The following is a 22,156-nucleotide window of genomic DNA, read 5'->3' as shown; positions in this document are numbered from 1 at the left end:
ATGGGGAAAATATGAATATTGTTAAAACTGATATTCCAGATCTGATCGTTCTTGAACCAAAAGTGTTTAGTGATGAACGCGGCTTTTTTATGGAGAGTTATAATCAGATTGAATTTGAGAAGACAATAGGAAGGCACGTAAATTTTGTTCAGGATAATCATTCAAAATCTAGTAAAGGCGTACTACGTGGGTTACATTATCAATTAGCACCGTATGCACAGGCTAAATTAGTTCGATGTGTTGTAGGTCAGGTATTTGATGTTGCTGTTGATCTTAGAAAAAATTCACCAACGTTCAAAAAATGGTTTGGAATAACCCTTTCCGCAGAAAATAAACGACAATTATGGATACCTGAAGGATTTGCTCATGGTTTCTTGGTGACCAGTGATGAAGCTGAGTTCATTTATAAAACAACGAACTACTATGCTCCTGGTCATCAGCAAGCAATTATTTACAATGATCCTATTTTAAACATCGATTGGCCTTTCTGCAGTAGTGCTCTGTCATTATCGCAAAAAGATCAAGAAGCAAAATTATTTTCAGAATTATTGGACAGTGAACTGTTCTAATAAAGTGTGCCACCTTATCCGTCTGAAGGATAGGTGGTTGCTTATATTTTTTGAGTATGTTTGTATAATGACAGAAAATAGTCCGAAATATAAACACGATAAAAGCTTAATAAGTTTTATCTACTTATTTTTTATATTTACACTTATTGTAGGCTTCATTATCGCAAATACCCAGTTTTTGGGGCGAAGTAGAGACTATGATAATTATATACAGATCTTTTCTGGTGAAGAAGGGGAGGGGGTTCTTGAATTATTTTATCGCGGATTGATGTTAATAACGACCAGCTATGAAACTATCATTTTTATAATTTTAACATGTTCTTTTTTTATAAAGGCAAGGTTTCTTGCTAACTATTCGCGTAATTTTTCAGGCTTGACCTTATTCTTTGTTTATTATGCAAGCGTTGCACTTTGGGTTTTAGATTATACTCAATTCAGAAATGGTCTATGTATTTCCATTTTAATGTTTTCCGTATACTATTTATTTATAAATAAACCGACTTATTTTTATTTCTCGCTATTATGTGCAATTGCAACTCATTGGTCTGCTTTGCCTTTTTTGCTTTTATATCCTTTTGTCTATTCAAAAAAAATAAGACACCTTGGTTATTTTTGTTTCAGTATTCTTGTTTTGATTGCGATCTCAGGAGAAGGAAAAGAGATCATTTCTTTTATAAGAAATTTTGGAGTGGGACAAAAAATAGGAAACGAAGCTGGTGTAAATTTAATAAATTCATTATCCCTTACCGCTATTTTCTGGTTTGTTATTAGTTACATATCAAGCATTGGAAATGAAAGGAGAAATTTAAGACTTTTCTTTTGTTATGGTGTCATGCAATACGTGACTTTTAGCCTTTTCTCTCTACCTGTTATGGCTTTCCGTATTTTGGAAATGTATTTTTTCCTTATGTTAACCATTGGGGTGTTTATTAAGCAAAAAAAGAATTATTATTTTGTTTTTTGCAAAGTGTTAATTTTATTGTATCTAACATACTATTATCATATGGTTTTTGGAGTGATTAATGTGTAAGGCTAAGGTGTTGGCTATAATTGTTACTTACAACCCGGAAATTATTCGTTTGACGGAATGTATTAACTCTTTAGCCCCACAAGTTGAGAGAATAATTCTTGTAGATAATGGCTCAAATAATAGTCATTTGATAAAAAATATCATTATTAATAACCTTGAAATTATTTTGCTTTCGGAAAACAAAGGCATTGCATTTGCTCAGAACCATGGTGTTAAGAAGGGTCTGGAAGCAAAAGAGTTTGACTATTTATTTTTCTCAGATCAGGATACTTGCTTTCCTAGCGATGTTATTGAAAAACTTAAGAGTACATTTACGAAAAATAATAAAAAAGGTAAAAATGTTGCTTGTGCTTCTCCTTTTTTTAAAGACCATCGTTCAAATTATATGCATCCGTCAGTCAGCCTAAATATTTTTACGAGTACAAAAGTTATATGTAGTGAAGTAGACGATGATCTTTATCCCTCGCATGTTATTGCTTCTGGGATGTTAATGTCTCGCGAGGCATGGCGCGTCGTCGGACCATTTTGTGAAAAACTCTTTATAGACTGGGTTGATACAGAATGGTGTTGGCGTGCATTAGCTAATAGTATGATTATTGTTCAGACACCATCAGTCATCATTTCTCATGAACTTGGGTATGGGCAGAAAATTTTTGCTGGTCGATCTGTTACAATACATAATTCTTTCAGAAATTTTTATAAAATACGTAATGCAATATACTTAATGCTGCATTCAAATTATAGCTTCAAGTATCGTTATCATGCTTTTTTTCATGCGACAAAGAATATTGTATTTGAAATTTTATATTCGAAAGAAAAATTAAATTCACTGAAGGTTTGTTTTAAAGCTGTACGTGATGGTATGTTCAATAATTTTTAATACAAAAATAGTTAGGCTCAAGGTGTTTAAATGGAAGAAAATAATATGAAGACGGTCGCTGTAGTTGGCACAGTGGGTGTTCCTGCTTGTTATGGTGGGTTTGAATCACTTGTTCAGAATCTAATTGATTATCAATCTGATGGTATACAATATCAGATATTTTGCTCTTCAAAAAAATATAATAAAAAATTAAAAAATTATAAAAATGCAGAATTAATCTATTTGCCGATAAATGCCAATGGCGTCTCTAGCATAATTTATGACATTATGTGTTTAATTATTTGTTTATTCAAAAGGCCAGATGTTGTTTTAATATTGGGGGTATCTGGTTGTTTATTTCTACCAATTTATAAACTATTTTCAAAATCAAAGATCATTGTCAACATCGATGGGCTTGAATGGCGTAGAAATAAATGGGGAACGTTTGCTAAGAAATTTCTCAAAATATCTGAGGCGATATCTATTAGAATAGCTGATATTATCATTTCAGATAATCAAGCAATAGCTGATTATGTGGAAAATAAGTACAATAAAAAAAGTGTAGTTATAGCTTATGGGGGAGATCATGCTACTAATCTTAGTACACCGATAGACGATGATCAAAAAAAAGATGGTTATTATTTGGGGCTTTGTAGGATAGAGCCTGAGAATAATATAGAAATGATTTTGAATGCCTTCATTAATACAGATAAAAAAATTAAATTTATGGGTAATTGGGATAATAGCGAGTATGGGCGCCAGCTAAAAAAATATTATTCAAACTATCCAAATATCACACTACTAGAACCTAACTATAATATCGAAGAACTTTATAAACTAAGAAAAAATTGCCTTGCATACATTCATGGACACTCGGCTGGTGGAACAAACCCTTCTTTAGTTGAAGCGATGCATTTTAATATTCCTATTTTTGCTTTCGATTGTGACTTTAATCGTTACACAACTAATAATTTAGCTCATTACTTTAATGATTCTGAACAACTGACCTCATTAGCAGACAGTTTGTCTTTTGGAAATCTTAAATGTCAAGTATTAGATTTAAAAAAATATGCTGAAGATATGTATAACTGGAGGCATATAGCTGCTATGTATGAATCTATTTATTAAACGCATTAACAATAATATAATTGACCTTATATAGCTATCAGAGTAAAAATGTAACGCTGATTTTTTTGTTAAATGATGCGCATTATATATTTAATGATTAAAATACTCTTGATCAAATAAAACTATTTAATTAATAATGTAAAATTTCATTATGCTATTTAAGATGTGAAAAATAACTTAAATAAATGATGGGATATATTTATATTATCCCGGTTATAGACAAGCCCAGGGAAAGATCATCAGAAGTACACTTTTTGTACTAAATAATTCGCATTTTATGTTTAAAAATATGAGATATTCCTCATTACCTGAAGCTGTTTTTTATTGCTTATACATGATCAAATACTCCTTACATAATTAAGGAGAACAAAATGGAACTTAAAAAATTGATGGAACATATTTCTATTATCCCCGATTACAGACAAGCCTGGAAAGTGGAACATAAATTATCGGATATTCTACTGTTGACTATTTGTGCCGTCATTTCTGGTGCAGAAGGCTGGGAAGATATAGAGGATTTTGGAGAAACACATCTCGATTTTTTGAAGCAATATGGTGATTTTGAAAATGGTATTCCTGTTCACGATACCATTGCCAGAGTTGTATCCTGTATCAGTCCTGCAAAATTTCACGAGTGCTTTATTAACTGGATGCGAGATTGCCATACTTCAGATGATAAAGACGTCATCGCAATTGATGGAAAAACACTCCGGCATTCTTATGACAAGAGTCGCCGTAAGGGAGCGATTCATGTCATTAGTGCGTTCTCAACAATGCACAGTCTGGTCATCGGACAGATCAAGACGGATGAGAAATCCAATGAGATTACAGCCATCCCTGAACTTCTTAACATGTTGGATATTAAAGGGAAAATTATCACAACTGATGCGATGGGTTGCCAGAAAGATATTGCAGAGAAGATACAAAAACAGGGAGGTGATTATTTATTCGCTGTAAAAGGAAATCAGCGTCGGCTTAATAAAGCCTTTGAAGAAAAATTCCCACTGAAAGAATTAAATAATCCAGAGCATGACAGTTATGCAATTAGTGAAAAGAGTCACGGCAGAGAAGATATCCGTCTTCATATTGTTTGCGATGACCCTGATGAACTTATTGATTTCACGTTTGAATGGAAAGGACTGAAAAAATTATGCGTGGCAGTCTCCTTTCGCTCAATAATAGCAGAGCAAAAGAAAGAGCCCGAAATGATGGTCAGATATTATATCAGTTCTGCTGATTTAACCGCTGAGAAGTTTGCGACAGCGATTTGAAATCACTGGCACGTGGAGAATAAGCTGCACTGGCGTCTGGACGTGGTAATGAATGAAGACGATTGTAAAATAAGAAGAGGAAATGCAGCAGAATTATTTTCTGGGATACGGCACATTGCTATTAATATTTTGACGAATGATAAGGTATTCAAGACAGGATTAAGACGTAAGATGCGAAAAGCAGCCATGGACAGAAACTATCTCGCGTCAGTCCTTGCGGGGAGCGGGCTTTACTAGTCCTTCCTCGCTCAGTGACAGAATATTGAATGAATAGCATTAAAATTATTAAATAATATGGTTTAATTCGACATGAACTTTAAGAATATAATTAGAATAATACTACCTTTTTTTATTTTCTTGAGTATTTTACTTTACTCAGGAAGGGCGGATAGTGTTTTGTTATTTACTATCGAATACACACTTGCAAGTATGGCAATCTTTCTGATAAAAAGAAAGTTTATAAGCAATATCTTGTGGGGGATTTATCTCTCAATTTTAGGTGTACAGGCAGCATCGCTATTTAGTTCAGGACAATATTTGATGCCTCTTGCCTTGTCGAATGCTGCAGAAGTTGAATCGCTAGGCATTGGCGAGGTAATCAAGGTTTTTTCTATTTTTATTTTATTTGTTATAGTTTCATTCGTTACGATGCCTTCTGGTGCTCTAGTCGGCCGTATTAAATATTATAAATTTAATTTTTTCTGTATAGTATTATTGCTTGTGTGTTCTTTCATAAGCACGGGACCGGTATATGCTTTTTATGAAACAGCAAAATTGTACTATTTACAGCAAACCTTTAAGCCTAGTGAGAAGATCGGTGATGCCGGGAAATCTTTTTTAAAAACAAGTGTTTTTATTAACCCTCTACAGAATAACAACAACTTCAAAGGGCGTAATGTTATTGTAATCTTTGCTGAGGGATTTTCATCGGAGATTATTGGTAATTCAAAAATGGCGCATTTTCCAATTACGCCTAATTTAGATAAGTTATCTACTGAAGCACTAAGTTTTAAAAATTATTATAACCATACAGCAGTAACCTTTCGAGGTTTAAGAGGCCAGTTAACTTCTGGCTATCAATTTCGTGATGGGTTAACTGATGCTGGTACTGGTATTGCACAATTATCTAACGTAGAAATTAATAATATTTATCTTCATCGTCAAACATCTTTGCCGAATATATTGAAAGAGTATGGCTATAAAAGTTATTTTATAGCGTCTACAGAAAAAATAGCCCACTCAACACTATGTTGAAAACGCTTAATTTTGATAAAGTTCTTGGTATGGGAGATTTTATTGGTTATCAACGCGACAGAATGACTGATAAGCAAACATTTAATGCACTGCAATATTTTTTACGTTCTCAAGAAAATAAAAACGAACGCTTTTTTATTGGTGTGTACCCATCTGGTACTCATCATGGTCAAGATAGTCCAAATGAAAAATATTTTGATGGTAGCAATCCTCTCTACAATAAATTCTATAACTATGATTTTCAGTTGGGGAAGTTTGTTGATTTTTTTCGGCGCAGTTCATTTTATGGCAATACGTTGTTGATAATTACATCGGATCATTCTACATTTCCTTCGACAGAATATAAGAAATCATTTAACAGCGATTCTCGTTATTTTGTGGACAAAATACCATTTCTGATCATTGGGAAAAATATTACGCCTGAAGTTTTAGATGCAGGAGGTGAAAATTCTTTAAGTTTCGCGCCAACAATATTGCACATGTTAGGGATTCAGTATTCAATGAATTATTTTTTGGGGTGTTCTCTTTTTGATAAGACGTGCACATCACCATTCTCACATCTTTCTGCTATTGGTAGTGATTATTTCAATACAGGCAAAGAAAATCATGTTGAACTAATTCAAAATAATAGTGGTAATGAATTAATAAAATTAGCCGAACGTTTTTATAACATTAGTGGCTAAATATAAAAATGTACAAGTTACAAGCAATTTCCTAATTAGGAAATATATGACTGTAAAAGAAGATATAAATTAAGCTATTCTTTATCTTCAATAAGCCGCAACCCCGCGGTGATCACCCCTGACAGGAGTAAACAATGTCAAAGCAACAGATTGGCGTAGTCGGTATGGCAGTGATGGGGCGCAACCTTGCGCTCAACATCGAAAGCCGTGGTTATACCGTCTCTATTTTCAACCGTTCCCGTGAGAAGACGGAAGAAGTGATTGCCGAAAATCCAGGCAAAAAACTGGTTCCTTACTATACGGTGAAAGAGTTTGTTGAATCTCTGGAAACGCCTCGTCGCATCCTGTTAATGGTGAAAGCAGGTGCAGGCACGGATGCTGCTATTGATTCCCTCAAGCCATACCTCGATAAAGGTGACATCATCATTGATGGTGGTAATACCTTCTTCCAGGACACCATTCGTCGTAACCGTGAGCTTTCTGCCGAAGGCTTTAACTTTATCGGTACCGGTGTCTCCGGTGGTGAAGAAGGTGCGCTGAAAGGTCCTTCCATTATGCCTGGTGGCCAGAAAGAAGCCTATGAACTGGTTGCACCGATCCTGACCAAAATCGCCGCCGTTGCTGAAGACGGCGAGCCATGCGTTACCTATATTGGTGCCGATGGTGCTGGCCACTATGTGAAGATGGTTCATAACGGTATTGAATACGGCGATATGCAGCTGATTGCTGAAGCCTATTCACTGCTTAAAGGTGGCCTGAGCCTCACCAACGAAGAACTGGCTCAGACCTTTACCGAGTGGAATAACGGTGAACTAAGCAGCTACCTGATCGACATCACCAAAGATATCTTCACCAAAAAAGATGAAGACGGTAACTACCTGGTTGATGTGATTTTGGATGAAGCAGCAAACAAAGGTACAGGCAAATGGACCAGCCAGAGTGCGCTAGATCTCGGCGAACCGCTGTCGCTGATTACCGAGTCTGTGTTTGCACGTTATATCTCTTCTCTGAAAGATCAGCGTGTTGCCGCATCTAAAGTTCTCTCTGGCCCGCAAGGACAGCCAGCAGGCGACAAGGCTGAGTTCATCGAAAAAGTTCGCCGTGCGCTGTATCTTGGCAAAATCGTTTCTTACGCTCAGGGCTTCTCTCAGCTGCGTGCTGCGTCTGAAGAGTACAACTGGGATCTGAACTACGGCGAAATCGCGAAGATTTTCCGTGCTGGCTGCATCATTCGTGCGCAGTTCCTGCAGAAAATCACCGATGCTTATGCCGAAAATCCGCAGATCGCTAACCTGTTGCTGGCTCCTTACTTCAAGCAAATTGCCGATGACTACCAGCAGGCGCTGCGTGATGTCGTTGCTTATGCAGTACAAAATGGTATCCCGGTTCCGACCTTCGCTGCTGCGGTTGCCTATTATGATAGCTACCGTGCCGCTGTTTTGCCTGCGAACCTGATCCAGGCACAGCGTGACTATTTCGGTGCGCATACTTATAAGCGCATTGATAAAGAAGGTGTGTTCCATACCGAATGGCTGGATTAATCTGATTTAACCAACAATAAATTGAAGCCCGGCGTGTATTGCGCCGGTTTTTTTTGCCGATTATCTTATAGACTAAATTTCACTGCTTAATATTAACTTAATAAATATCAGCTATTCTTATAAAGAAAATCTGAATTGTTTTTTGTTGCGTTGACCATCTGACAACGTAGCGTTAAAACTTTTAGCTCTTATCAGGATGCTAAAAACATCATGATTCACAGTTAAGTTAATTCTGAGAGCATGAAATGAAAATCACCATTTCCGGTACCGGTTATGTAGGCTTGTCAAACGGGCTTCTAATCGCACAAAATCATGAGGTTGTGGCATTAGATATTTTACCGTCACGCGTTGCTATGCTGAATGATCGGATATCTCCTATTGTTGATAAGGAAATTAAGCAGTTTTTGCAATCAGATAACATACACTTTAATGCCACATTAGATAAAAATGAAGCCTACCGGGATGCTGATTATGTCATCATTGCCACTCCAACCGACTATGATCCTAAAACTAATTATTTCAATACATCCAGTGTAGAATCAGTAATTAAAGACGTAGTTGAAATAAATCCTTATGCGGTTATGGTCATCAAATCAACGGTTCCCGTTGGTTTTACCGCAGCGATGCATAAGAAATATCGTACTGAAAATATTATTTTTTCTCCGGAATTTCTCCGCGAAGGTAAAGCCCTTTACGATAATCTCCATCCTTCACGTATTGTCATCGGTGAGCGTTCAGAACGCGCAGAACGTTTTGCTGCGTTGTTACAGGAAGGAGCGATTAAGCAAAATATCCCGACCCTGTTTACCGACTCCACTGAAGCAGAAGCGATTAAACTTTTTGCAAACACCTACCTGGCGATGCGCGTGGCTTACTTTAACGAACTGGATAGCTACGCAGAAAGTTTAGGTCTGAATTCCCGTCAAATAATCGAAGGCGTTTGTCTCGACCCACGTATTGGCAACCATTACAACAATCCGTCGTTTGGTTATGGTGGCTATTGTTTGCCCAAAGATACCAAGCAGTTACTGGCGAACTACCAGTCTGTGCCGAATAACCTGATCTCGGCAATTGTCGATGCTAACCGCACGCGTAAAGATTTTATTGCCGATGCCATTTTGTCACGCAAGCCGCAAGTGGTGGGTATTTATCGTCTGATTATGAAGAGCGGTTCAGATAACTTCCGTGCGTCTTCTATTCAGGGGATTATGAAACGTATCAAGGCGAAAGGCGTTGAAGTGATCATCTACGAGCCAGTGATGAAAGAAGACTCATTCTTCAACTCTCGCCTGGAACGTGATCTCGCCACCTTCAAACAACAAGCCGACGTCATTATCTCTAACCGTATGGCAGAAGAGCTTAAGGATGTGGCAGATAAAGTCTACACCCGCGATCTCTTTGGCAGTGACTAACATCCTGTTATCAGGGCGATTTTCGCCCTGATTCTCTCATGTTCCCTTTGTAATAATTCATTATTTTTATCATTTATCCTATAGCATTCATGGCGATTATCGCTAAACTATGGCGACTTAAAATTATTTCGTCCGTTAGGGTAATGATGAGAGTAGAAAATAATAATGTTTCTGGGCAAAACCATGACCCGGAACAGATTGATTTGATTGATTTACTGGTCCAACTATGGCGTGGCAAGATGACAATCATCATTTCTGTCATTGTGGCTATAGCTCTGGCTATTGGATATTTGGCAGTAGCGAAGGAGAAATGGACGTCAACAGCAATTATCACTCAGCCCGATGTGGGGCAAATTGCTGGCTATAACAATGCCATGAATGTTATCTATGGTCAGGCTGCACCGAAAGTATCGGATTTGCAGGAGACGTTAATTGGTCGCTTCAGTTCTGCCTTCTCTGCATTAGCAGAAACGCTGGATAATCAGGAAGAACCAGAAAAACTTACCATCGAACCTTCTGTTAAGAACCAGCAATTACCATTGACTGTTTCTTATGTTGGGCAAACTGCAGAGGGCGCACAAATGAAGTTGGCCCAATACATTCAGCAAGTTGACGATAAAGTGAATCAAGAGCTAGAAAAGGATCTCAAGGACAACATTGCTCTGGGACGGAAAAACTTGCAGGACTCTTTAAGAACACAGGAAGTGGTTGCGCAGGAACAGAAAGATCTGCGTATCCGTCAGATTCAGGAAGCGTTGCAGTATGCGAATCAGGCGCAGGTGACAAAGCCACAAGTTCAGCAGACTGAAGATGTGACACAAGATACGTTGTTCCTTTTGGGGAGCGAAGCGCTGGAGTCGATGATTAAGCACGAGGCGACCCGTCCGTTGGTGTTCTCGCCAAACTACTATCAGACTCGTCAAAACCTGCTGGATATCGAAAACTTAAAGGTTGATGATCTTGATATTCATGCTTACCGTTATGTGATGAAACCGACGTTACCTATTCGTCGCGATAGCCCGAAAAAGGCAATTACCTTGATTCTGGCGGTGCTGCTGGGCGGCATGGTTGGCGCGGGGATTGTGCTGGGGCGTAACGCGCTGCGTAATTACAACGCGAAATAATATTATTGTGCATTTAAGAGAAACGGGCAGGGTGGTGACACCATGCCCGTTTTTTTTGCCGGATGCGATGCTGGCGCATCTTATCCGGCCTACGTGTGTTGAGATAATGTGTAGGCACGATAAGCTTGCGCATCGGGCAATGGCTCCGGGTGTGACAACAACATCACACCTGCTCAGCCCGCAACTCACTGATGCCGTTTACGCAGGTTCTCAATTACCGTCGTTAAATCCAGATCCTGATCCTGCAACAGCACCAGCAGGTGATACATCAAATCAGACGCCTCGTTGGTCAGCTCAAAGCGGTCATGTACCGTTGCTGCCAGTGCGGTTTCCACGCCTTCTTCGCCCACTTTCTGCGCAATGCGTTTAGTGCCGCTGGCATACAGTTTGGCGGTGTAAGAGGTTTCCGGGTCGGCAGATTTCCGTTCGGCGAGCAGTTGTTCCAGTTGATACAGGAACAGCCACTGGTGAGCGGTGTTGCCGAAGCAGCTGTTGGTGCCTTTGTGGCAGGTCGGGCCGATGGGATTCGCCAGCACCAGCAATGTGTCGTTGTCGCAGTCCGGCGCAATGCTCACTACGTCGAGGAAATTGCCGGACGTTTCACCTTTGGTCCACAGTCGCTGTTTAGTGCGCGAGAAGAAGGTGACTTTGCCGCTTTCGATGGTTTTGTCCAGAGCTTCCGGATTCATATAGCCCAGCATTAGCACTTCGCCGGATACCGCGTGTTGAACAATTACCGGCATCAATCCGTCGGTTTTTTCCCAGTCCAGTTCGCGACGTTGTTGTTCTGTTAACATATCCTGATCTCCACGCCCTGTGTTGCCAGGTACGCTTTTAATTCACCAATATTGATTATTTGTTTGTGGAATACAGAAGCTGCCAGCGCGCCGTCAACGTCGGCATCGCGGAAGGCTTCGAGGAAGTGTTCCATGGTGCCTGCGCCACCGGAGGCAATCAGCGGGACGTGGCAAACTTCACGCACTTTTTTCAGTTGTTCGAGATCGTAACCGTTACGCACGCCGTCCTGATTCATCATGTTGAGGACGATTTCTCCGGCACCGCGTTTTTGCACTTCCTGTACCCAGTCGAGCGTTTCCCACTGAGTGACGCGGGTGCGGCTTTCATCTCCGGTATATTGATTCACATGATATTTACCGGTTTCGGCGTCGTACCAGGTATCAATACCGACCACAATACACTGCACGCCAAAGCGATCCGCCAGGCGAGTAATTAACGTCGGATCCGCCAGCGCAGGGGAGTTGATGGAAATTTTATCCGCGCCAAAGGAAAGAATTTTGGCGGCGTCATCCAGCGATTTAATCCCACCCGCCACGCAGAACGGAATGTCGATGACTTCTGCCACGCGAGATACCCAGCTTTTATCTACCACACGGCCATCACTGGAAGCGGTGATATCGTAGAACACCAGTTCGTCAGCGCCTTCTTCGGCGTAGCGTTTTGCCAGCGGTACAATATCGCCAATGATTTCATGGTTGCGAAACTGTACGCCTTTCACCACCTGACCATCACGAACGTCGAGACACGGAATTATGCGTTTTGCCAGCATGCGATGGCCTCCTTCACGGTGAATTTACCTTCCAGTAATGCCCGACCAACTATTACGCCGCGCACGCCAGTACCACGTAGAGCAGCAACATCTTCAATGTCGCCAATACCGCCGGAGGACTGAAATGCCACCTGCGGATATCTGGCGCACACTTCTTCATATAAAGAGACGTTAGAACCTGCCAGCGTGCCGTCGCGCGAGATATCTGTACACAGCACATGTTTCAGGCCGACGGGCAGATAGGTTTCCACCAGTTGTTCCAGTGAAACGCCCGAGTTCTCTTGCCAGCCGCTGACTGCCACCTGCTTGTTGCCTTGCTCGTCAATACGGACATCCAGCGCCAGCACTAAGGCATCGGCACCAAAACGTTCAAACCAGCCTTTCACCATTTCTGGTGATTTCACCGCGGTGGAGCCAACCACCACACGCGCAACGCCTGCTTCCAGTAACGCCGCCACGTCTTCTTCGCTACGCACGCCGCCGCCAACCTGCACTGGAACGTTAACACCCGCGACCAGGGTTTTAATCAGCGGGATTTGACGTTTAGCCGGATCTTTTGCCCCGGTCAGATCCACCAGGTGCAGTACTTCGGCACCTTGTGCGGCGTAATCCTGTAAGCGCGGCAGCGGGTCGTTACCGTAATCGCGCTGTTTGCCGTAATCGCCCTGATGGAGACGCACCACGGTGCCGTCGATTAAATCTAATGCCGGAATAATCATCACATCTCCAGGAAATTTTTCAGCAACTTAGCGCCAGCGGCACCAGAACGCTCCGGGTGGAACTGCACGCCGTAGAAGTTATCTTTTTGTACCGCCGCGGTGAACGGTTCGCCGTAGTTACACTGGGCGATGGTCCACGGATTGACCGGCATTGCGTAGCTGTGAACAAAGTAAAAGTACGCACCGTCTTCAATCCCCTGAAACAGGCGGTTGCCTGCCTGCGGGTAAACGCGGTTCCAGCCCATATGCGGCAGCGGCAGACCAAAGTCGGTCATTTTCGGCACGTCTTCGTCGATGATGCCCAGCAAATCGACGCCGTTGCTCTCTTCGCTGCGCCGCCCCAGCAGTTGCATTCCTAAGCAGATGCCCAGCACCGGTTGGGTACAGGCTTTGATGAGATCAAACAGTTCGCGCTCACGCACCTGATCCATCGCTGCTTGTGCGGTGCCTACGCCGGGTAAAAATAGTTTATCGGCCAGCAACACGACGTCCGGGTCACGGCTGACTTTGGGTTCATAACCGTGACGCGCAATGGCTGACTTCACCGAGTTCAAATTGGCGCAGCCGGTATCAAGGATCACCACGTTCATTACAGCACTCCTTTAGACGAGGGCAGGGTATCGCCTTCCACGCGGATGGCCTGGCGCAGGGTGCGACCAAAAGCTTTGAACAGGCTCTCTACACGGTGGTGATCATTTTTACCTTTGGTTTTCAGGTGCAGGGTCACGCCCATGGTGTATGAGAGCGAACGGAAGAAGTGCTCGATCATTTCGGTGCTGAGATCGCCTACACGCTGGTAGGTAAACTCGGCTTTATATTCCAGGTGCGGGCGACCAGAGATATCCAGCGCGCAGCGGGCAAGACATTCGTCCATCGGCAGCACAAAACCGAAGCGGCAAATACCGCGTTTGTCGCCAAGAGCTATTTTTAACGCTTCGCCCAGCGCCAGACCGGTATCTTCGACAGTGTGGTGATCGTCGATATAGAGGTCGCCTTTAACGTTGATTTCCATCCGGAAGCCGCCGTGGGTAGCAATCTGATCCAGCATGTGATCAAAGAAGCCAACGCCGGTGTTAATCTTGCTGCCGCCTTCGCGATCCAGCCACACCTGAACGTCAATCTGCGTCTCTTTGGTATTACGCACTACGTGAGCGTAACGATCGCGTTTAGTGAGCTGTTCGCCAATCATTGGCCAGTTCAGGGTTTCGCGGTCGTAGCGTAAACCATTAATGCCCATGTTTTCCGCCAGTTGAATATCGGTCGCGCGATCGCCAATTACATAACTGTTAGCGCGATCCATCGCTTGCTCAGCCAGGTAACGTTCCACCAGTTTTACTTTCGGCTTACGGCAGTCGCACTCATCGGCGGGCAAGTGCGGGCAAATCAGCACTTCATCAAACTGCACGCCTTGCGAGGTGAAGATCTGCATCATCAGATTGTGCGGGCCATCGAAATCCGCCTGCGGGAAACTTTGTGTTCCCAGACCATCCTGATTAGTGATCATCACCAGCTTGTAGCCCGCTTTTTGCAGCCTCAGCAGTTCCGGGATCACGCCCGGTTCAAAGGCGAGTTTGTCAAAACGGTCCACCTGAAAATCACTCGGCGGTTCGCTAATCAGGGTTCCATCGCGATCAATAAAAAGATACTTCTGACTCATCAAACTTGCTCCGCACGTAAGGCGTCAATGACGCGCTGGCTTTCTTCACGGGTTCCGACGGTAATTCGCAGGCAGCCGCTTAAAGAGGGTTGTTTATTCTGATCACGTAAGATAATGCCCTGATCCCACAAAGATTTAAACACTGCACTGGAGGCTTTAAAGCGCGCCAGAATGTAGTTGGTTTCAGAGTCAAAAACCTGCTCCACGCAGGGGATCTCTTTCAGTGCGCCCATCAGGTATTCGCGTTCTGCAATAATTTGCGCCACCCGTTCGCGCATGGCGTCGATTCCCTGCGGGCTTAACGCCTGGGTCGCAATATCGGCAACCGGTGTCGAGAGCGGGTAGGGGGCGATCACTTTCATCAGAAGGTTGATGACGTCTTCGTTTGCCAGCGTAAATCCGCAACGAAGCCCTGCCAGAGCAAAAGCTTTCGACAGTGTGCGCAAAATAGCCAGGTGCGGATATTCCGTCAGCCAGCCAGCCAGCGATGCCTGCGGGCAAAACTCTATATAGGCTTCATCGGCAACCACAATGGCTTTTCCGCGGGTTAGCTCCAGCAGAGTGCGAAAATCCTGCGGATTGATCAGTTGCCCGGTCGGGTTGTTGGGGCTGCAAACATAGACCACTTTTACGCCGTCCAGCTTGTCGGAAATGCCCTGCAAGTCCAGTTGCCAGTTGTCCAGGGTCGGCACTGTGCGGCACTCGACGCCAATGGTTTCAGCGCTGACGCTGTACATGCCGTACGTTGGCGGGCAGTAGAGGATGGCATCTTTACCTGGTTCGCAAAAAGCGCGGATCAGCAGTTCAATACCTTCGTCCGCGCCACGGCTGACCAGCACCTGTTCCGGTTTTACGCCTGAATATTGCGCGTAATTTTCAATCACCGCTTTCGGCTGGCATTCCGGGTAGCGGTTGAGCGTTTGCTGAGTGAGCTGAAACTCCACGGCTGTGGGGTATTCGTTGGCGTTCAGCCAGACGTCGCCATTACCGCCCAGACGACGCGCCGACTGATACGGCGTCAGGTTGCGGACGTTTTCACGCGCTAAATCGGTAATAGTCACGGTGCTCATGCTTGCTCCTTAAAGGCGTTAACACGCAAAGTAACGGCATTTTTGTGGGCAGTCAGGCGCTCGGCGGCGGCCAGTGTTTCAATGGTCGAAGCCAGCGTGGAAAAGCCTTCTTTCGACAGTTCCTGTACGGTCATGCGTTTCTGGAAATCTGCCAGCCCGAGGCTGGAACAGGTGGCGGTATAACCGTAAGTCGGCAGCACGTGGTTCGTGCCGGAGGCGTAATCACCTGCCGATTCCGGTGACCAGTCACCGAGAAATACCGAACCGGCGCTGGTAATGCCATCGACCAGTTCGCGGGCGTTGCGGGTCTGAATGATCAGATGCTCCGGGCCGTACTGGTTGGAGATCTCCACGCACTGCGCTAAATCGTTGGTTACGATCAGGCGGCTGGCGCTCAGTGCCTGACGGGCGGTTTCGGCTCGCGGCAGTTCTGCCAGCTGGCGTTCGACGGCTTCGGCAACGCGACGCGCCATATCAGCATCAGGAGTCAGTAAAATCACCTGTGAATCCGGGCCGTGTTCAGCCTGAGAGAGCAAATCAGAAGCCACGAAATCCGGCGTAGCGCCGTTGTCAGCAATCACCAGCACTTCCGACGGGCCTGCCGGCATATCGATCGCCGCACCGTCCAGACGCTGGCTCACCTGACGTTTTGCCTCGGTGACAAAGGCGTTGCCAGGCCCGAAGATTTTGTCCACTTTCGGCACGGATTCTGTACCAAACGCCAGTGCGGCAATGGCTTGTGCGCCACCGACGTTAAACACGTCCTGCACGCCGCACAGCTGCGCCGCGTAAAGAATTTCATCGGCAATCGGCGGCGGTGAGCACAACACTACTTTTTTACAGCCTGCTATACGCGCCGGAGTTGCCAGCATTAATACCGTTGAGAAGAGCGGTGCGGAGCCGCCAGGAATATACAAACCCACTGAAGCCACCGGGCGCGTGACTTGCTGGCAACGAACGCCAGGCTGAGTTTCAACATCTACCGGCGGCAGCTTTTGCGCAGTGTGGAAGGTTTCAATATTCTTTACTGCCACCGCCATCGCCTGTTTTAGCTCGTCGCTCAGGCGTTCGCTGGCAGCGGCGATCTCATCCGCAGATACCTTCAGCGCGGTAACCGTGGTTTTATCAAACTTCGCGCTGTATTCCCGCAAGGCCTCATCGCCACGCGTTTTCACGTTATCGAGAATATCGTTAACAGTGCGGGTAATGCTTACAGAGGCGGAGATCGCCGGGCGCATTAACAGCTGGCGTTGTTGCTCCGCAGTACAGCTATTCCAGTCAATGATTGTGTTAAAGCTCATGGCGATCACTCCATCATCTTCTCAATCGGCAGGACCAGGATTGAACTGGCACCCAGCGCTTTCAGTTTTTCCATCGTTTCCCAGAACAGGGTTTCGCTGCTGACCATGTGCATCGCTACGCGCTGTTGATCACCCGCCAGCGGTAGAATGGTTGGGCGTTCGGCACCTGGCAGCAGGGCGATGACTTCATCCAGTCGGTCGGTTGGTGCGTGCATCATGATGTATTTTGATTCGCGCGCCTGGATCACGCCCTGAATACGCGTCAGCAGTTTGTCGATCAGTTGCTGTTTGGATTCTTCCATTTCGCCATCGCGTTGGATCAGGCAGGCTTTCGAGCGGTAGATAACTTCGACTTCGCGCAGGCCGTTAGCTTCCAGCGTGGCACCGGTGGAAACCAGATCGCAAATCGCATCCGCCAGTCCGGCGCGCGGCGCAACTTCGACAGAACCGTTCAGTAAGCAGGATTTAAAAGAGATGCCTTTCTGATCGAGATAACGCTTGAGCAGGTGAGGATAAGAGGTGGCGATACGTTTACCGTTTAAGGAGAGCGGGCCGTCCCAGGCTTCATCAACCGGCGTTGCCAGCGAAAGGCGGCAGCCGCCGAAATCCAGACGACGCAGGGTAAAGTAGCGAGGATCTTCACCCTGGGCGCGGCGGTTAAGCAGCTCTTCTTCCAGCACGTTTTCGCCGATAATCCCAAGGTCAACCACGCCGTCCATTACCAGACCGGGAATGTCGTCGTCACGCACGCGCAGAATATCAATCGGCATGTTTTCTGCCATCGCGATCAGGCGCTGGGTGTGAAGATTAATTTTAATGCCGCAGCGCGCCAGTAATTCGCGTGAGTCATCACTTAAACGGCCGGATTTCTGCATAGCTATGCGTAAACGAGTGTTGTCTGTCATTTTCTTATTCCTCTTTAAACCTGTCTGAACCGTTATCAACCGCGCAATAAAAAAGCCCCCGGAAGGTGATCTTCCGGGGGCTTTCTCATACGTTCATGCACCACTGGAAGATCTGAATGTCTTCCAGCACACATCGCCTGAAAGACTAGTCAGGATGATGGTGATGATGGTGGTGTTTAAATTGAACGCGTGTCATAAAAGTCTCTGTGAATGTTTATTCAACTGATGTCTTTTAACCTAAACCACTTTCACGTTAGAAAGCAAGGGCTTTTTTATATATTTTATGGCGATGGATTTGTTTAATGAATGAGCGGGGAAAGGAGAGGGCCAGGAGTGGCTACGTTAAAAAAGTAATCGTGAAAATATGTCTTTAAAACCCTCAAGAACATTGTGTTCTGTAACTAAAGTGGGCTTGGTTCCTGCCGGATGCGGCGTGAATGCCTTATCTGGTCTACAAATGTTGCCTAAATTCAATATATTGATGTTTTTGTAGGACTGATAAGCGGAGCGCATCAGGCAATTGTATATTTGCTAACAGTTTCGATTTCATTCATAGAATGAATTGTCAGTTTTGATACGCTAGCGTAGCCTTATAGATCTAAGGTGTATCAGGAGATAACGGATGAAAAAGGTCGCAATTGTCGGGTTAGGGTGGTTAGGTATGCCGCTAGCGATGTCACTTTCAGCGCGAGGCTGGCAAGTCACCGGGAGTAAAACCACACAAGATGGCGTCGAAGCGGCCCGAATGAGTGGCATTGATAGTTATCTGCTTCGCATGGAACCTGAGTTAGTTTGCGATTCTGACGATCTGGATGCCCTGATGGATGCTGATGCGCTGGTCATCACGCTTCCGGCACGTCGTAGCGGCCCCGGCGATGAGTTCTATTTACAAGCGGTACAAGAGTTAGTGGATAGTGCGCTGGCTCATCATATTCCCCGCATTATTTTTACCAGCTCAACGTCTGTCTATGGCGACGCACAAGGCACCGTTAAAGAAACGACCCCGCGTAATCCGGTGACCAACAGTGGACGAGTATTAAAAGAACTTGAAGACTGGCTGCACAATTTACCCGGTACTTCAGTCGATATTCTGCGTCTTGCGGGCCTGGTCGGGCCGGAACGTCATCCTGGTCGCTTTTTTGCCGGAAAAACCGCGCCTGATGGTGAACATGGTGTCAATTTAGTCCATTTAGAAGATGTTATTGGCGCTATCACCCTGTTGTTACAGGCACCTAAAGGCGGACACATCTATAATATATGTGCGCCAGCTCACCCTGCGCGTAATGTTTTCTATCCGCAGATGGCCCGTTTACTGGGACTGGAACCTCCGCAGTTCAGAAATAGTCTGGACAGCGGCAAAGGTAAGATTATTGATGGCAGTCGGATTTGTAATGAACTGGGATTTGAATACCAGTATCCCGATCCGCTGGTAATGCCGCTGGAGTAAACGATCACGCCAGCAGGACGCCGCATGCACTGCAAGGGGGCGTGTATGAAACCACTGCTGGATGTGTTGATGATCCTCGATGCCTTAGAAAAAGAAGGCAGTTTTGCGGCGGCGTCGGCCAAACTCTATAAGACGCCGTCTGCTCTGAGTTACACCGTTCACAAGCTGGAAAGCGACCTTAATATTCAATTGCTTGATCGTAGCGGTCACCGCGCAAAATTCACCCGCACCGGAAAAATGTTATTAGAGAAGGGGCGGGAAGTTCTGCATACCGTGCGAGAACTGGAAAAACAGGCGATAAAACTGCATGAAGGCTGGGAAAACGAGCTGGTGATTGGCGTGGACGACACGTTTCCTTTTTCTCTGCTTGCGCCACTCATTGAAGCTTTTTATCAACATCATAGCGTGACGCGCCTGAAGTTTATCAATGGCGTACTCGGTGGTTCATGGGATGCCCTGACTCAGGGGCGAGCGGATATTATTGTTGGCGCGATGCATGAGCCACCATCTTCCAGTGAGTTTGGTTTCTCACGGTTGGGCGATCTTGAACAAGTCTTTGCGGTCGCGCCCCATCATCCGTTAGCCCAGGAAGAAGAACCGTTAAACCGTCGTATCATTAAGCGATATAGGGCGATTGTGGTAGGGGATACTGCGCAGGCAGGCGCTTCTACGGCCTCGCAACTTCTCGACGAACAAGAAGCCATTACCGTTTTCGATTTTAAAACCAAGCTGGAGCTGCAAATTAGCGGCCTCGGCTGCGGCTATTTACCCCGTTATCTGGCACAACGTTTTCTCGATAGTGGCGCGTTAATCGAGAAGAAAGTGGTCGCCCAAACTCTCTTTGAACCTGTCTGGATTGGCTGGAACGAACAGACCGCAGGACTTGCCAGCGCCTGGTGGCGAGACGAGATTTTAGCAAATAGTGCGATCGCCGGTGTTTATGCAAAATCTGATGACGGAAAATCAGCCATTTAAAGAAAAATTATTATGACAAGCCTCTCATTCTCTTGTCATTTCCCCCCCATTTAGGCACAATGCGCCGCTGTCAAAAAATGACTAAAAACCGACGTTTAATTAGCGTCGGTTATTTTTTGCTTCAAACCAATCATTCATACCAAGAGGCCGGGCTTCGTACCGGATAGATATTTACTAAAAATCGACAGTTGTTGTCGCTGAGGAATCCAAAAAAATGGGGCAATTTTTTGCTTACGCGACGGTTATTACCGTAAAGGAGAATGACCATGTCGCATAACGTTACTCCAAACACCTCTCGCGTGGAATTGCGTAAAACGCTTACGTTAGTTCCGGTTGTAATGATGGGTCTTGCCTATATGCAGCCGATGACGCTGTTTGATACATTTGGTATCGTTTCAGGCCTCACGGATGGTCATGTGCCGACAGCCTATGCGTTCGCATTGATTGCGATCCTGTTTACGGCTCTGAGCTACGGGAAGCTGGTTCGCCGCTATCCTTCTGCTGGCTCTGCATACACTTACGCCCAGAAATCCATTAGCCCGACCGTCGGCTTTATGGTGGGTTGGTCTTCTCTGCTCGACTATCTGTTCGCGCCGATGATCAACATTCTGCTGGCGAAAATCTATTTTGAAGCTCTGGTGCCTTCCATCCCATCGTGGATGTTTGTGGTGGCGCTGGTGGCCTTTATGACCGCCTTTAACCTGCGTAGTCTGAAATCCGTAGCGAACTTCAACACCGTCATCGTGGTGTTGCAGGTAGTGCTGATCGCGGTGATTCTGGGCATGGTTGTTTATGGCGTATTTGAAGGTGAAGGCGCTGGTACGCTGGCGAGCACTCGTCCGTTCTGGTCTGGCGATGCGCATGTTATTCCGATGATTACCGGGGCGACAATCCTGTGCTTCTCCTTTACCGGCTTTGACGGCATCAGCAACCTGTCGGAAGAAACCAAAGATGCAGAGCGCGTGATCCCGCGTGCGATTTTCCTGACCGCGCTGATCGGCGGCATGATCTTCATCTTTGCAACTTACTTCCTGCAACTGTATTTCCCGGATATCTCTCGCTTTAAAGATCCGGATGCGTCACAGCCTGAAATCATGCTGTACGTTGCGGGTAAAGCGTTCCAGGTTGGCGCGCTGATCTTCTCCACCATTACCGTACTGGCGTCCGGTATGGCGGCGCACGCAGGCGTGGCGCGTCTGATGTACGTAATGGGTCGTGACGGCGTATTCCCGAAAAGCTTCTTCGGTTATGTGCACCCGAAATGGCGTACTCCGGCAATGAACATCATCCTGGTTGGCGCGATTGCTCTGCTGGCAATCAACTTCGACCTGGTAATGGCTACGGCGCTGATTAACTTTGGTGCGCTGGTGGCGTTCACCTTCGTTAACCTGTCGGTTATCTCGCAGTTCTGGATCCGTGAGAAGCGTAACAAGACGCTGAAAGATCACTTCCAGTATCTGTTCCTGCCGATGTGTGGTGCGCTGACTGTAGGTGCGCTGTGGGTTAACCTGGAAGAAAGCTCAATGGTTCTGGGGCTGATCTGGGCGGCAATCGGTCTGATTTACCTGGCTTGCGTCACCAAGAGCTTCCGTAACCCGGTTCCGCAGTACGAAGACGTTGCATAATCTTACAAGCCGGATGACA

The 22,156-nt window shown here is 45.3% G+C and carries 22 protein-coding genes, 1 pseudogene and 1 other annotated feature; of the genes and pseudogenes, 14 read left to right on the top strand and 9 right to left on the bottom strand.

The genetic code is table 11. From position 1 onward, the window contains the following. Positions 1-11: 11 nt before the first annotated feature. From rfbC to wzzB, 10 genes and pseudogenes are all read left to right on the top strand, one after another. Positions 12-569 carry a dTDP-4-dehydrorhamnose 3,5-epimerase gene (gene rfbC / locus QUE74_RS13170; protein WP_001028394.1) on the top strand — a complete coding sequence of 186 codons (558 nt, stop codon included), beginning with the start codon at positions 12-14 and terminating at the stop codon, positions 567-569. 67 nt (positions 570-636) lie between these two features. Then, the gene (gene wzy / locus QUE74_RS13165; RefSeq protein WP_001360772.1) at positions 637-1,599 is read left to right on the top strand and encodes an O2/O50 family O-antigen polymerase; all 963 of its coding nucleotides are present in this window, start codon (positions 637-639) and stop codon (positions 1,597-1,599) included. Then, positions 1,592-2,479, top strand: coding sequence for a glycosyltransferase family 2 protein (locus QUE74_RS13160; protein ID WP_000335048.1), 888 nt, complete (start codon positions 1,592-1,594; stop codon positions 2,477-2,479). Before wzy ends, QUE74_RS13160 begins: the two co-directional genes overlap by 8 nt. Before the next feature lie 30 nt (positions 2,480-2,509). Continuing rightward, positions 2,510-3,586, top strand: a complete 1,077-nt coding sequence (locus QUE74_RS13155; protein ID WP_000392208.1) for a DUF1972 domain-containing protein — start codon at positions 2,510-2,512, stop codon at positions 3,584-3,586. 371 nt (positions 3,587-3,957) lie between these two features. Beyond that, positions 3,958-5,094: pseudogene (locus QUE74_RS13150) on the top strand (ISAs1 family transposase). Between the two features lie 72 nt (positions 5,095-5,166). Next, positions 5,167-6,111 (top strand): sulfatase-like hydrolase/transferase, encoded by a 945-nt coding sequence (locus tag QUE74_RS13145; RefSeq protein ID WP_001354753.1) that lies wholly within the window; start codon positions 5,167-5,169, stop codon positions 6,109-6,111. A 29-nt stretch (positions 6,112-6,140) separates the two neighbouring features. Beyond that, complete coding sequence (locus tag QUE74_RS13140; RefSeq protein WP_274540870.1) at positions 6,141-6,794, top strand: sulfatase-like hydrolase/transferase; 654 nt, start codon at positions 6,141-6,143, stop codon at positions 6,792-6,794. 134 nt (positions 6,795-6,928) lie between these two features. Further along, positions 6,929-8,335, top strand: a complete 1,407-nt coding sequence (gnd, locus tag QUE74_RS13135; RefSeq protein WP_000043497.1) for an NADP-dependent phosphogluconate dehydrogenase — start codon at positions 6,929-6,931, stop codon at positions 8,333-8,335. 245 nt (positions 8,336-8,580) lie between these two features. After that, entirely contained in the window at positions 8,581-9,747 is a 1,167-nt protein-coding gene (gene ugd / locus QUE74_RS13130) for a UDP-glucose 6-dehydrogenase (protein WP_000704845.1), read from the top strand. Between the two features lie 146 nt (positions 9,748-9,893). Beyond that, positions 9,894-10,871, top strand: coding sequence for an LPS O-antigen chain length determinant protein WzzB (gene wzzB, locus QUE74_RS13125; protein ID WP_001300963.1), 978 nt, complete (start codon positions 9,894-9,896; stop codon positions 10,869-10,871). Between the two features lie 185 nt (positions 10,872-11,056). Here the strand turns inward: wzzB and hisIE are convergent, their stop codons facing one another. The 9 genes from hisIE to hisL form a co-directional block, all read right to left on the bottom strand. Then, positions 11,057-11,668 carry a bifunctional phosphoribosyl-AMP cyclohydrolase/phosphoribosyl-ATP diphosphatase HisIE gene (gene hisIE, locus QUE74_RS13120; RefSeq protein WP_000954866.1) on the bottom strand — a complete coding sequence of 204 codons (612 nt, stop codon included), beginning with the start codon at positions 11,666-11,668 and terminating at the stop codon, positions 11,057-11,059. Next, positions 11,662-12,438 carry an imidazole glycerol phosphate synthase subunit HisF gene (hisF, locus tag QUE74_RS13115; RefSeq protein ID WP_000880156.1) on the bottom strand — a complete coding sequence of 259 codons (777 nt, stop codon included), beginning with the start codon at positions 12,436-12,438 and terminating at the stop codon, positions 11,662-11,664. The genes hisIE and hisF overlap by 7 nt, the downstream gene beginning before the upstream one ends. Then, the gene (gene hisA / locus QUE74_RS13110) at positions 12,420-13,157 is read right to left on the bottom strand and encodes a 1-(5-phosphoribosyl)-5-[(5-phosphoribosylamino)methylideneamino]imidazole-4-carboxamide isomerase (protein WP_000586448.1); all 738 of its coding nucleotides are present in this window, start codon (positions 13,155-13,157) and stop codon (positions 12,420-12,422) included. The genes hisF and hisA overlap by 19 nt, the downstream gene beginning before the upstream one ends. Then, positions 13,157-13,747, bottom strand: coding sequence for an imidazole glycerol phosphate synthase subunit HisH (gene hisH, locus QUE74_RS13105; protein WP_001103560.1), 591 nt, complete (start codon positions 13,745-13,747; stop codon positions 13,157-13,159). Before hisH ends, hisA begins: the two co-directional genes overlap by 1 nt. Then, positions 13,747-14,814 (bottom strand): bifunctional histidinol-phosphatase/imidazoleglycerol-phosphate dehydratase HisB, encoded by a 1,068-nt coding sequence (gene hisB / locus QUE74_RS13100; RefSeq protein WP_000080123.1) that lies wholly within the window; start codon positions 14,812-14,814, stop codon positions 13,747-13,749. Before hisB ends, hisH begins: the two co-directional genes overlap by 1 nt. Then, positions 14,814-15,884, bottom strand: a complete 1,071-nt coding sequence (gene hisC, locus QUE74_RS13095) for a histidinol-phosphate transaminase (RefSeq protein ID WP_000108984.1) — start codon at positions 15,882-15,884, stop codon at positions 14,814-14,816. Before hisC ends, hisB begins: the two co-directional genes overlap by 1 nt. Continuing rightward, a complete protein-coding gene (hisD, locus tag QUE74_RS13090) occupies positions 15,881-17,185 on the bottom strand; it encodes a histidinol dehydrogenase (protein WP_001354750.1) in 1,305 nt (434 codons plus the stop codon). Before hisD ends, hisC begins: the two co-directional genes overlap by 4 nt. Positions 17,186-17,190: 5 nt before the next feature. Further along, positions 17,191-18,090 carry an ATP phosphoribosyltransferase gene (hisG, locus tag QUE74_RS13085; RefSeq protein ID WP_000131779.1) on the bottom strand — a complete coding sequence of 300 codons (900 nt, stop codon included), beginning with the start codon at positions 18,088-18,090 and terminating at the stop codon, positions 17,191-17,193. 46 nt (positions 18,091-18,136) lie between these two features. Then, positions 18,137-18,260 (bottom strand) — a sequence feature (His leader region). Then, positions 18,236-18,286 carry a his operon leader peptide gene (hisL, locus tag QUE74_RS13080; protein WP_001364200.1) on the bottom strand — a complete coding sequence of 17 codons (51 nt, stop codon included), beginning with the start codon at positions 18,284-18,286 and terminating at the stop codon, positions 18,236-18,238. Its footprint overlaps the feature before it by 25 nt. A 426-nt stretch (positions 18,287-18,712) precedes the next feature. Here hisL and QUE74_RS13075 point away from each other — a divergent pair, with 426 nt between their 5' ends. From QUE74_RS13075 to plaP, 4 genes are all read left to right on the top strand, one after another. Continuing rightward, positions 18,713-19,537, top strand: coding sequence for an SDR family oxidoreductase (locus QUE74_RS13075; protein ID WP_000754726.1), 825 nt, complete (start codon positions 18,713-18,715; stop codon positions 19,535-19,537). A gap of 45 nt (positions 19,538-19,582) precedes the next feature. Then, positions 19,583-20,512: a LysR substrate-binding domain-containing protein gene (locus QUE74_RS13070; protein ID WP_000803364.1), complete on the top strand. Its 930-nt coding sequence runs from the start codon at positions 19,583-19,585 to the stop codon at positions 20,510-20,512. Between the two features lie 214 nt (positions 20,513-20,726). After that, the gene (gene yoeI, locus QUE74_RS13065; RefSeq protein WP_010723108.1) at positions 20,727-20,789 is read left to right on the top strand and encodes a membrane protein YoeI; all 63 of its coding nucleotides are present in this window, start codon (positions 20,727-20,729) and stop codon (positions 20,787-20,789) included. Continuing rightward, positions 20,779-22,137 (top strand): putrescine/proton symporter PlaP, encoded by a 1,359-nt coding sequence (plaP, locus tag QUE74_RS13060; protein ID WP_000019197.1) that lies wholly within the window; start codon positions 20,779-20,781, stop codon positions 22,135-22,137. The genes yoeI and plaP overlap by 11 nt, the downstream gene beginning before the upstream one ends. The last annotated feature ends 19 nt before the right edge of the window (positions 22,138-22,156 follow it).

The sequence above is a fragment of the Escherichia sp. 10290 genome, from assembly GCF_030295155.1.
GTDB classification, from domain to species: Bacteria; Pseudomonadota; Gammaproteobacteria; order Enterobacterales; family Enterobacteriaceae; genus Escherichia; species Escherichia coli_F.
Note: the sequence above shows the minus strand (reverse complement) of the source record. Positions and strands in the feature narration are given on the sequence as shown.

Excerpts from the sequence above, each read along its gene's own strand:
- QUE74_RS13140 (WP_274540870.1), top strand. The coding sequence starts at position 6,141 with ATGGGAGATTTTATTGGTTATCAACGCGACAGAATGACTGATAAGCAA.
- hisC (WP_000108984.1), bottom strand. The coding sequence starts at position 15,884 with ATGAGCACCGTGACTATTACCGATTTAGCGCGTGAAAACGTCCGCAAC.
- gnd (WP_000043497.1), top strand. The coding sequence starts at position 6,929 with ATGTCAAAGCAACAGATTGGCGTAGTCGGTATGGCAGTGATGGGGCGC.
- QUE74_RS13075 (WP_000754726.1), top strand. The coding sequence starts at position 18,713 with ATGAAAAAGGTCGCAATTGTCGGGTTAGGGTGGTTAGGTATGCCGCTA.
- QUE74_RS13155 (WP_000392208.1), top strand. The coding sequence starts at position 2,510 with ATGGAAGAAAATAATATGAAGACGGTCGCTGTAGTTGGCACAGTGGGT.
- plaP (WP_000019197.1), top strand. The coding sequence starts at position 20,779 with ATGTCGCATAACGTTACTCCAAACACCTCTCGCGTGGAATTGCGTAAA.
- hisG (WP_000131779.1), bottom strand. The coding sequence starts at position 18,090 with ATGACAGACAACACTCGTTTACGCATAGCTATGCAGAAATCCGGCCGT.
- rfbC (WP_001028394.1), top strand. The coding sequence starts at position 12 with ATGAATATTGTTAAAACTGATATTCCAGATCTGATCGTTCTTGAACCA.
- ugd (WP_000704845.1), top strand. The coding sequence starts at position 8,581 with ATGAAAATCACCATTTCCGGTACCGGTTATGTAGGCTTGTCAAACGGG.
- hisIE (WP_000954866.1), bottom strand. The coding sequence starts at position 11,668 with ATGTTAACAGAACAACAACGTCGCGAACTGGACTGGGAAAAAACCGAC.
- QUE74_RS13160 (WP_000335048.1), top strand. The coding sequence starts at position 1,592 with ATGTGTAAGGCTAAGGTGTTGGCTATAATTGTTACTTACAACCCGGAA.
- wzzB (WP_001300963.1), top strand. The coding sequence starts at position 9,894 with ATGAGAGTAGAAAATAATAATGTTTCTGGGCAAAACCATGACCCGGAA.
- hisF (WP_000880156.1), bottom strand. The coding sequence starts at position 12,438 with ATGCTGGCAAAACGCATAATTCCGTGTCTCGACGTTCGTGATGGTCAG.
- hisA (WP_000586448.1), bottom strand. The coding sequence starts at position 13,157 with ATGATTATTCCGGCATTAGATTTAATCGACGGCACCGTGGTGCGTCTC.
- QUE74_RS13070 (WP_000803364.1), top strand. The coding sequence starts at position 19,583 with ATGAAACCACTGCTGGATGTGTTGATGATCCTCGATGCCTTAGAAAAA.
- hisB (WP_000080123.1), bottom strand. The coding sequence starts at position 14,814 with ATGAGTCAGAAGTATCTTTTTATTGATCGCGATGGAACCCTGATTAGC.
- hisH (WP_001103560.1), bottom strand. The coding sequence starts at position 13,747 with ATGAACGTGGTGATCCTTGATACCGGCTGCGCCAATTTGAACTCGGTG.
- QUE74_RS13145 (WP_001354753.1), top strand. The coding sequence starts at position 5,167 with ATGAACTTTAAGAATATAATTAGAATAATACTACCTTTTTTTATTTTC.
- wzy (WP_001360772.1), top strand. The coding sequence starts at position 637 with ATGACAGAAAATAGTCCGAAATATAAACACGATAAAAGCTTAATAAGT.
- hisD (WP_001354750.1), bottom strand. The coding sequence starts at position 17,185 with ATGAGCTTTAACACAATCATTGACTGGAATAGCTGTACTGCGGAGCAA.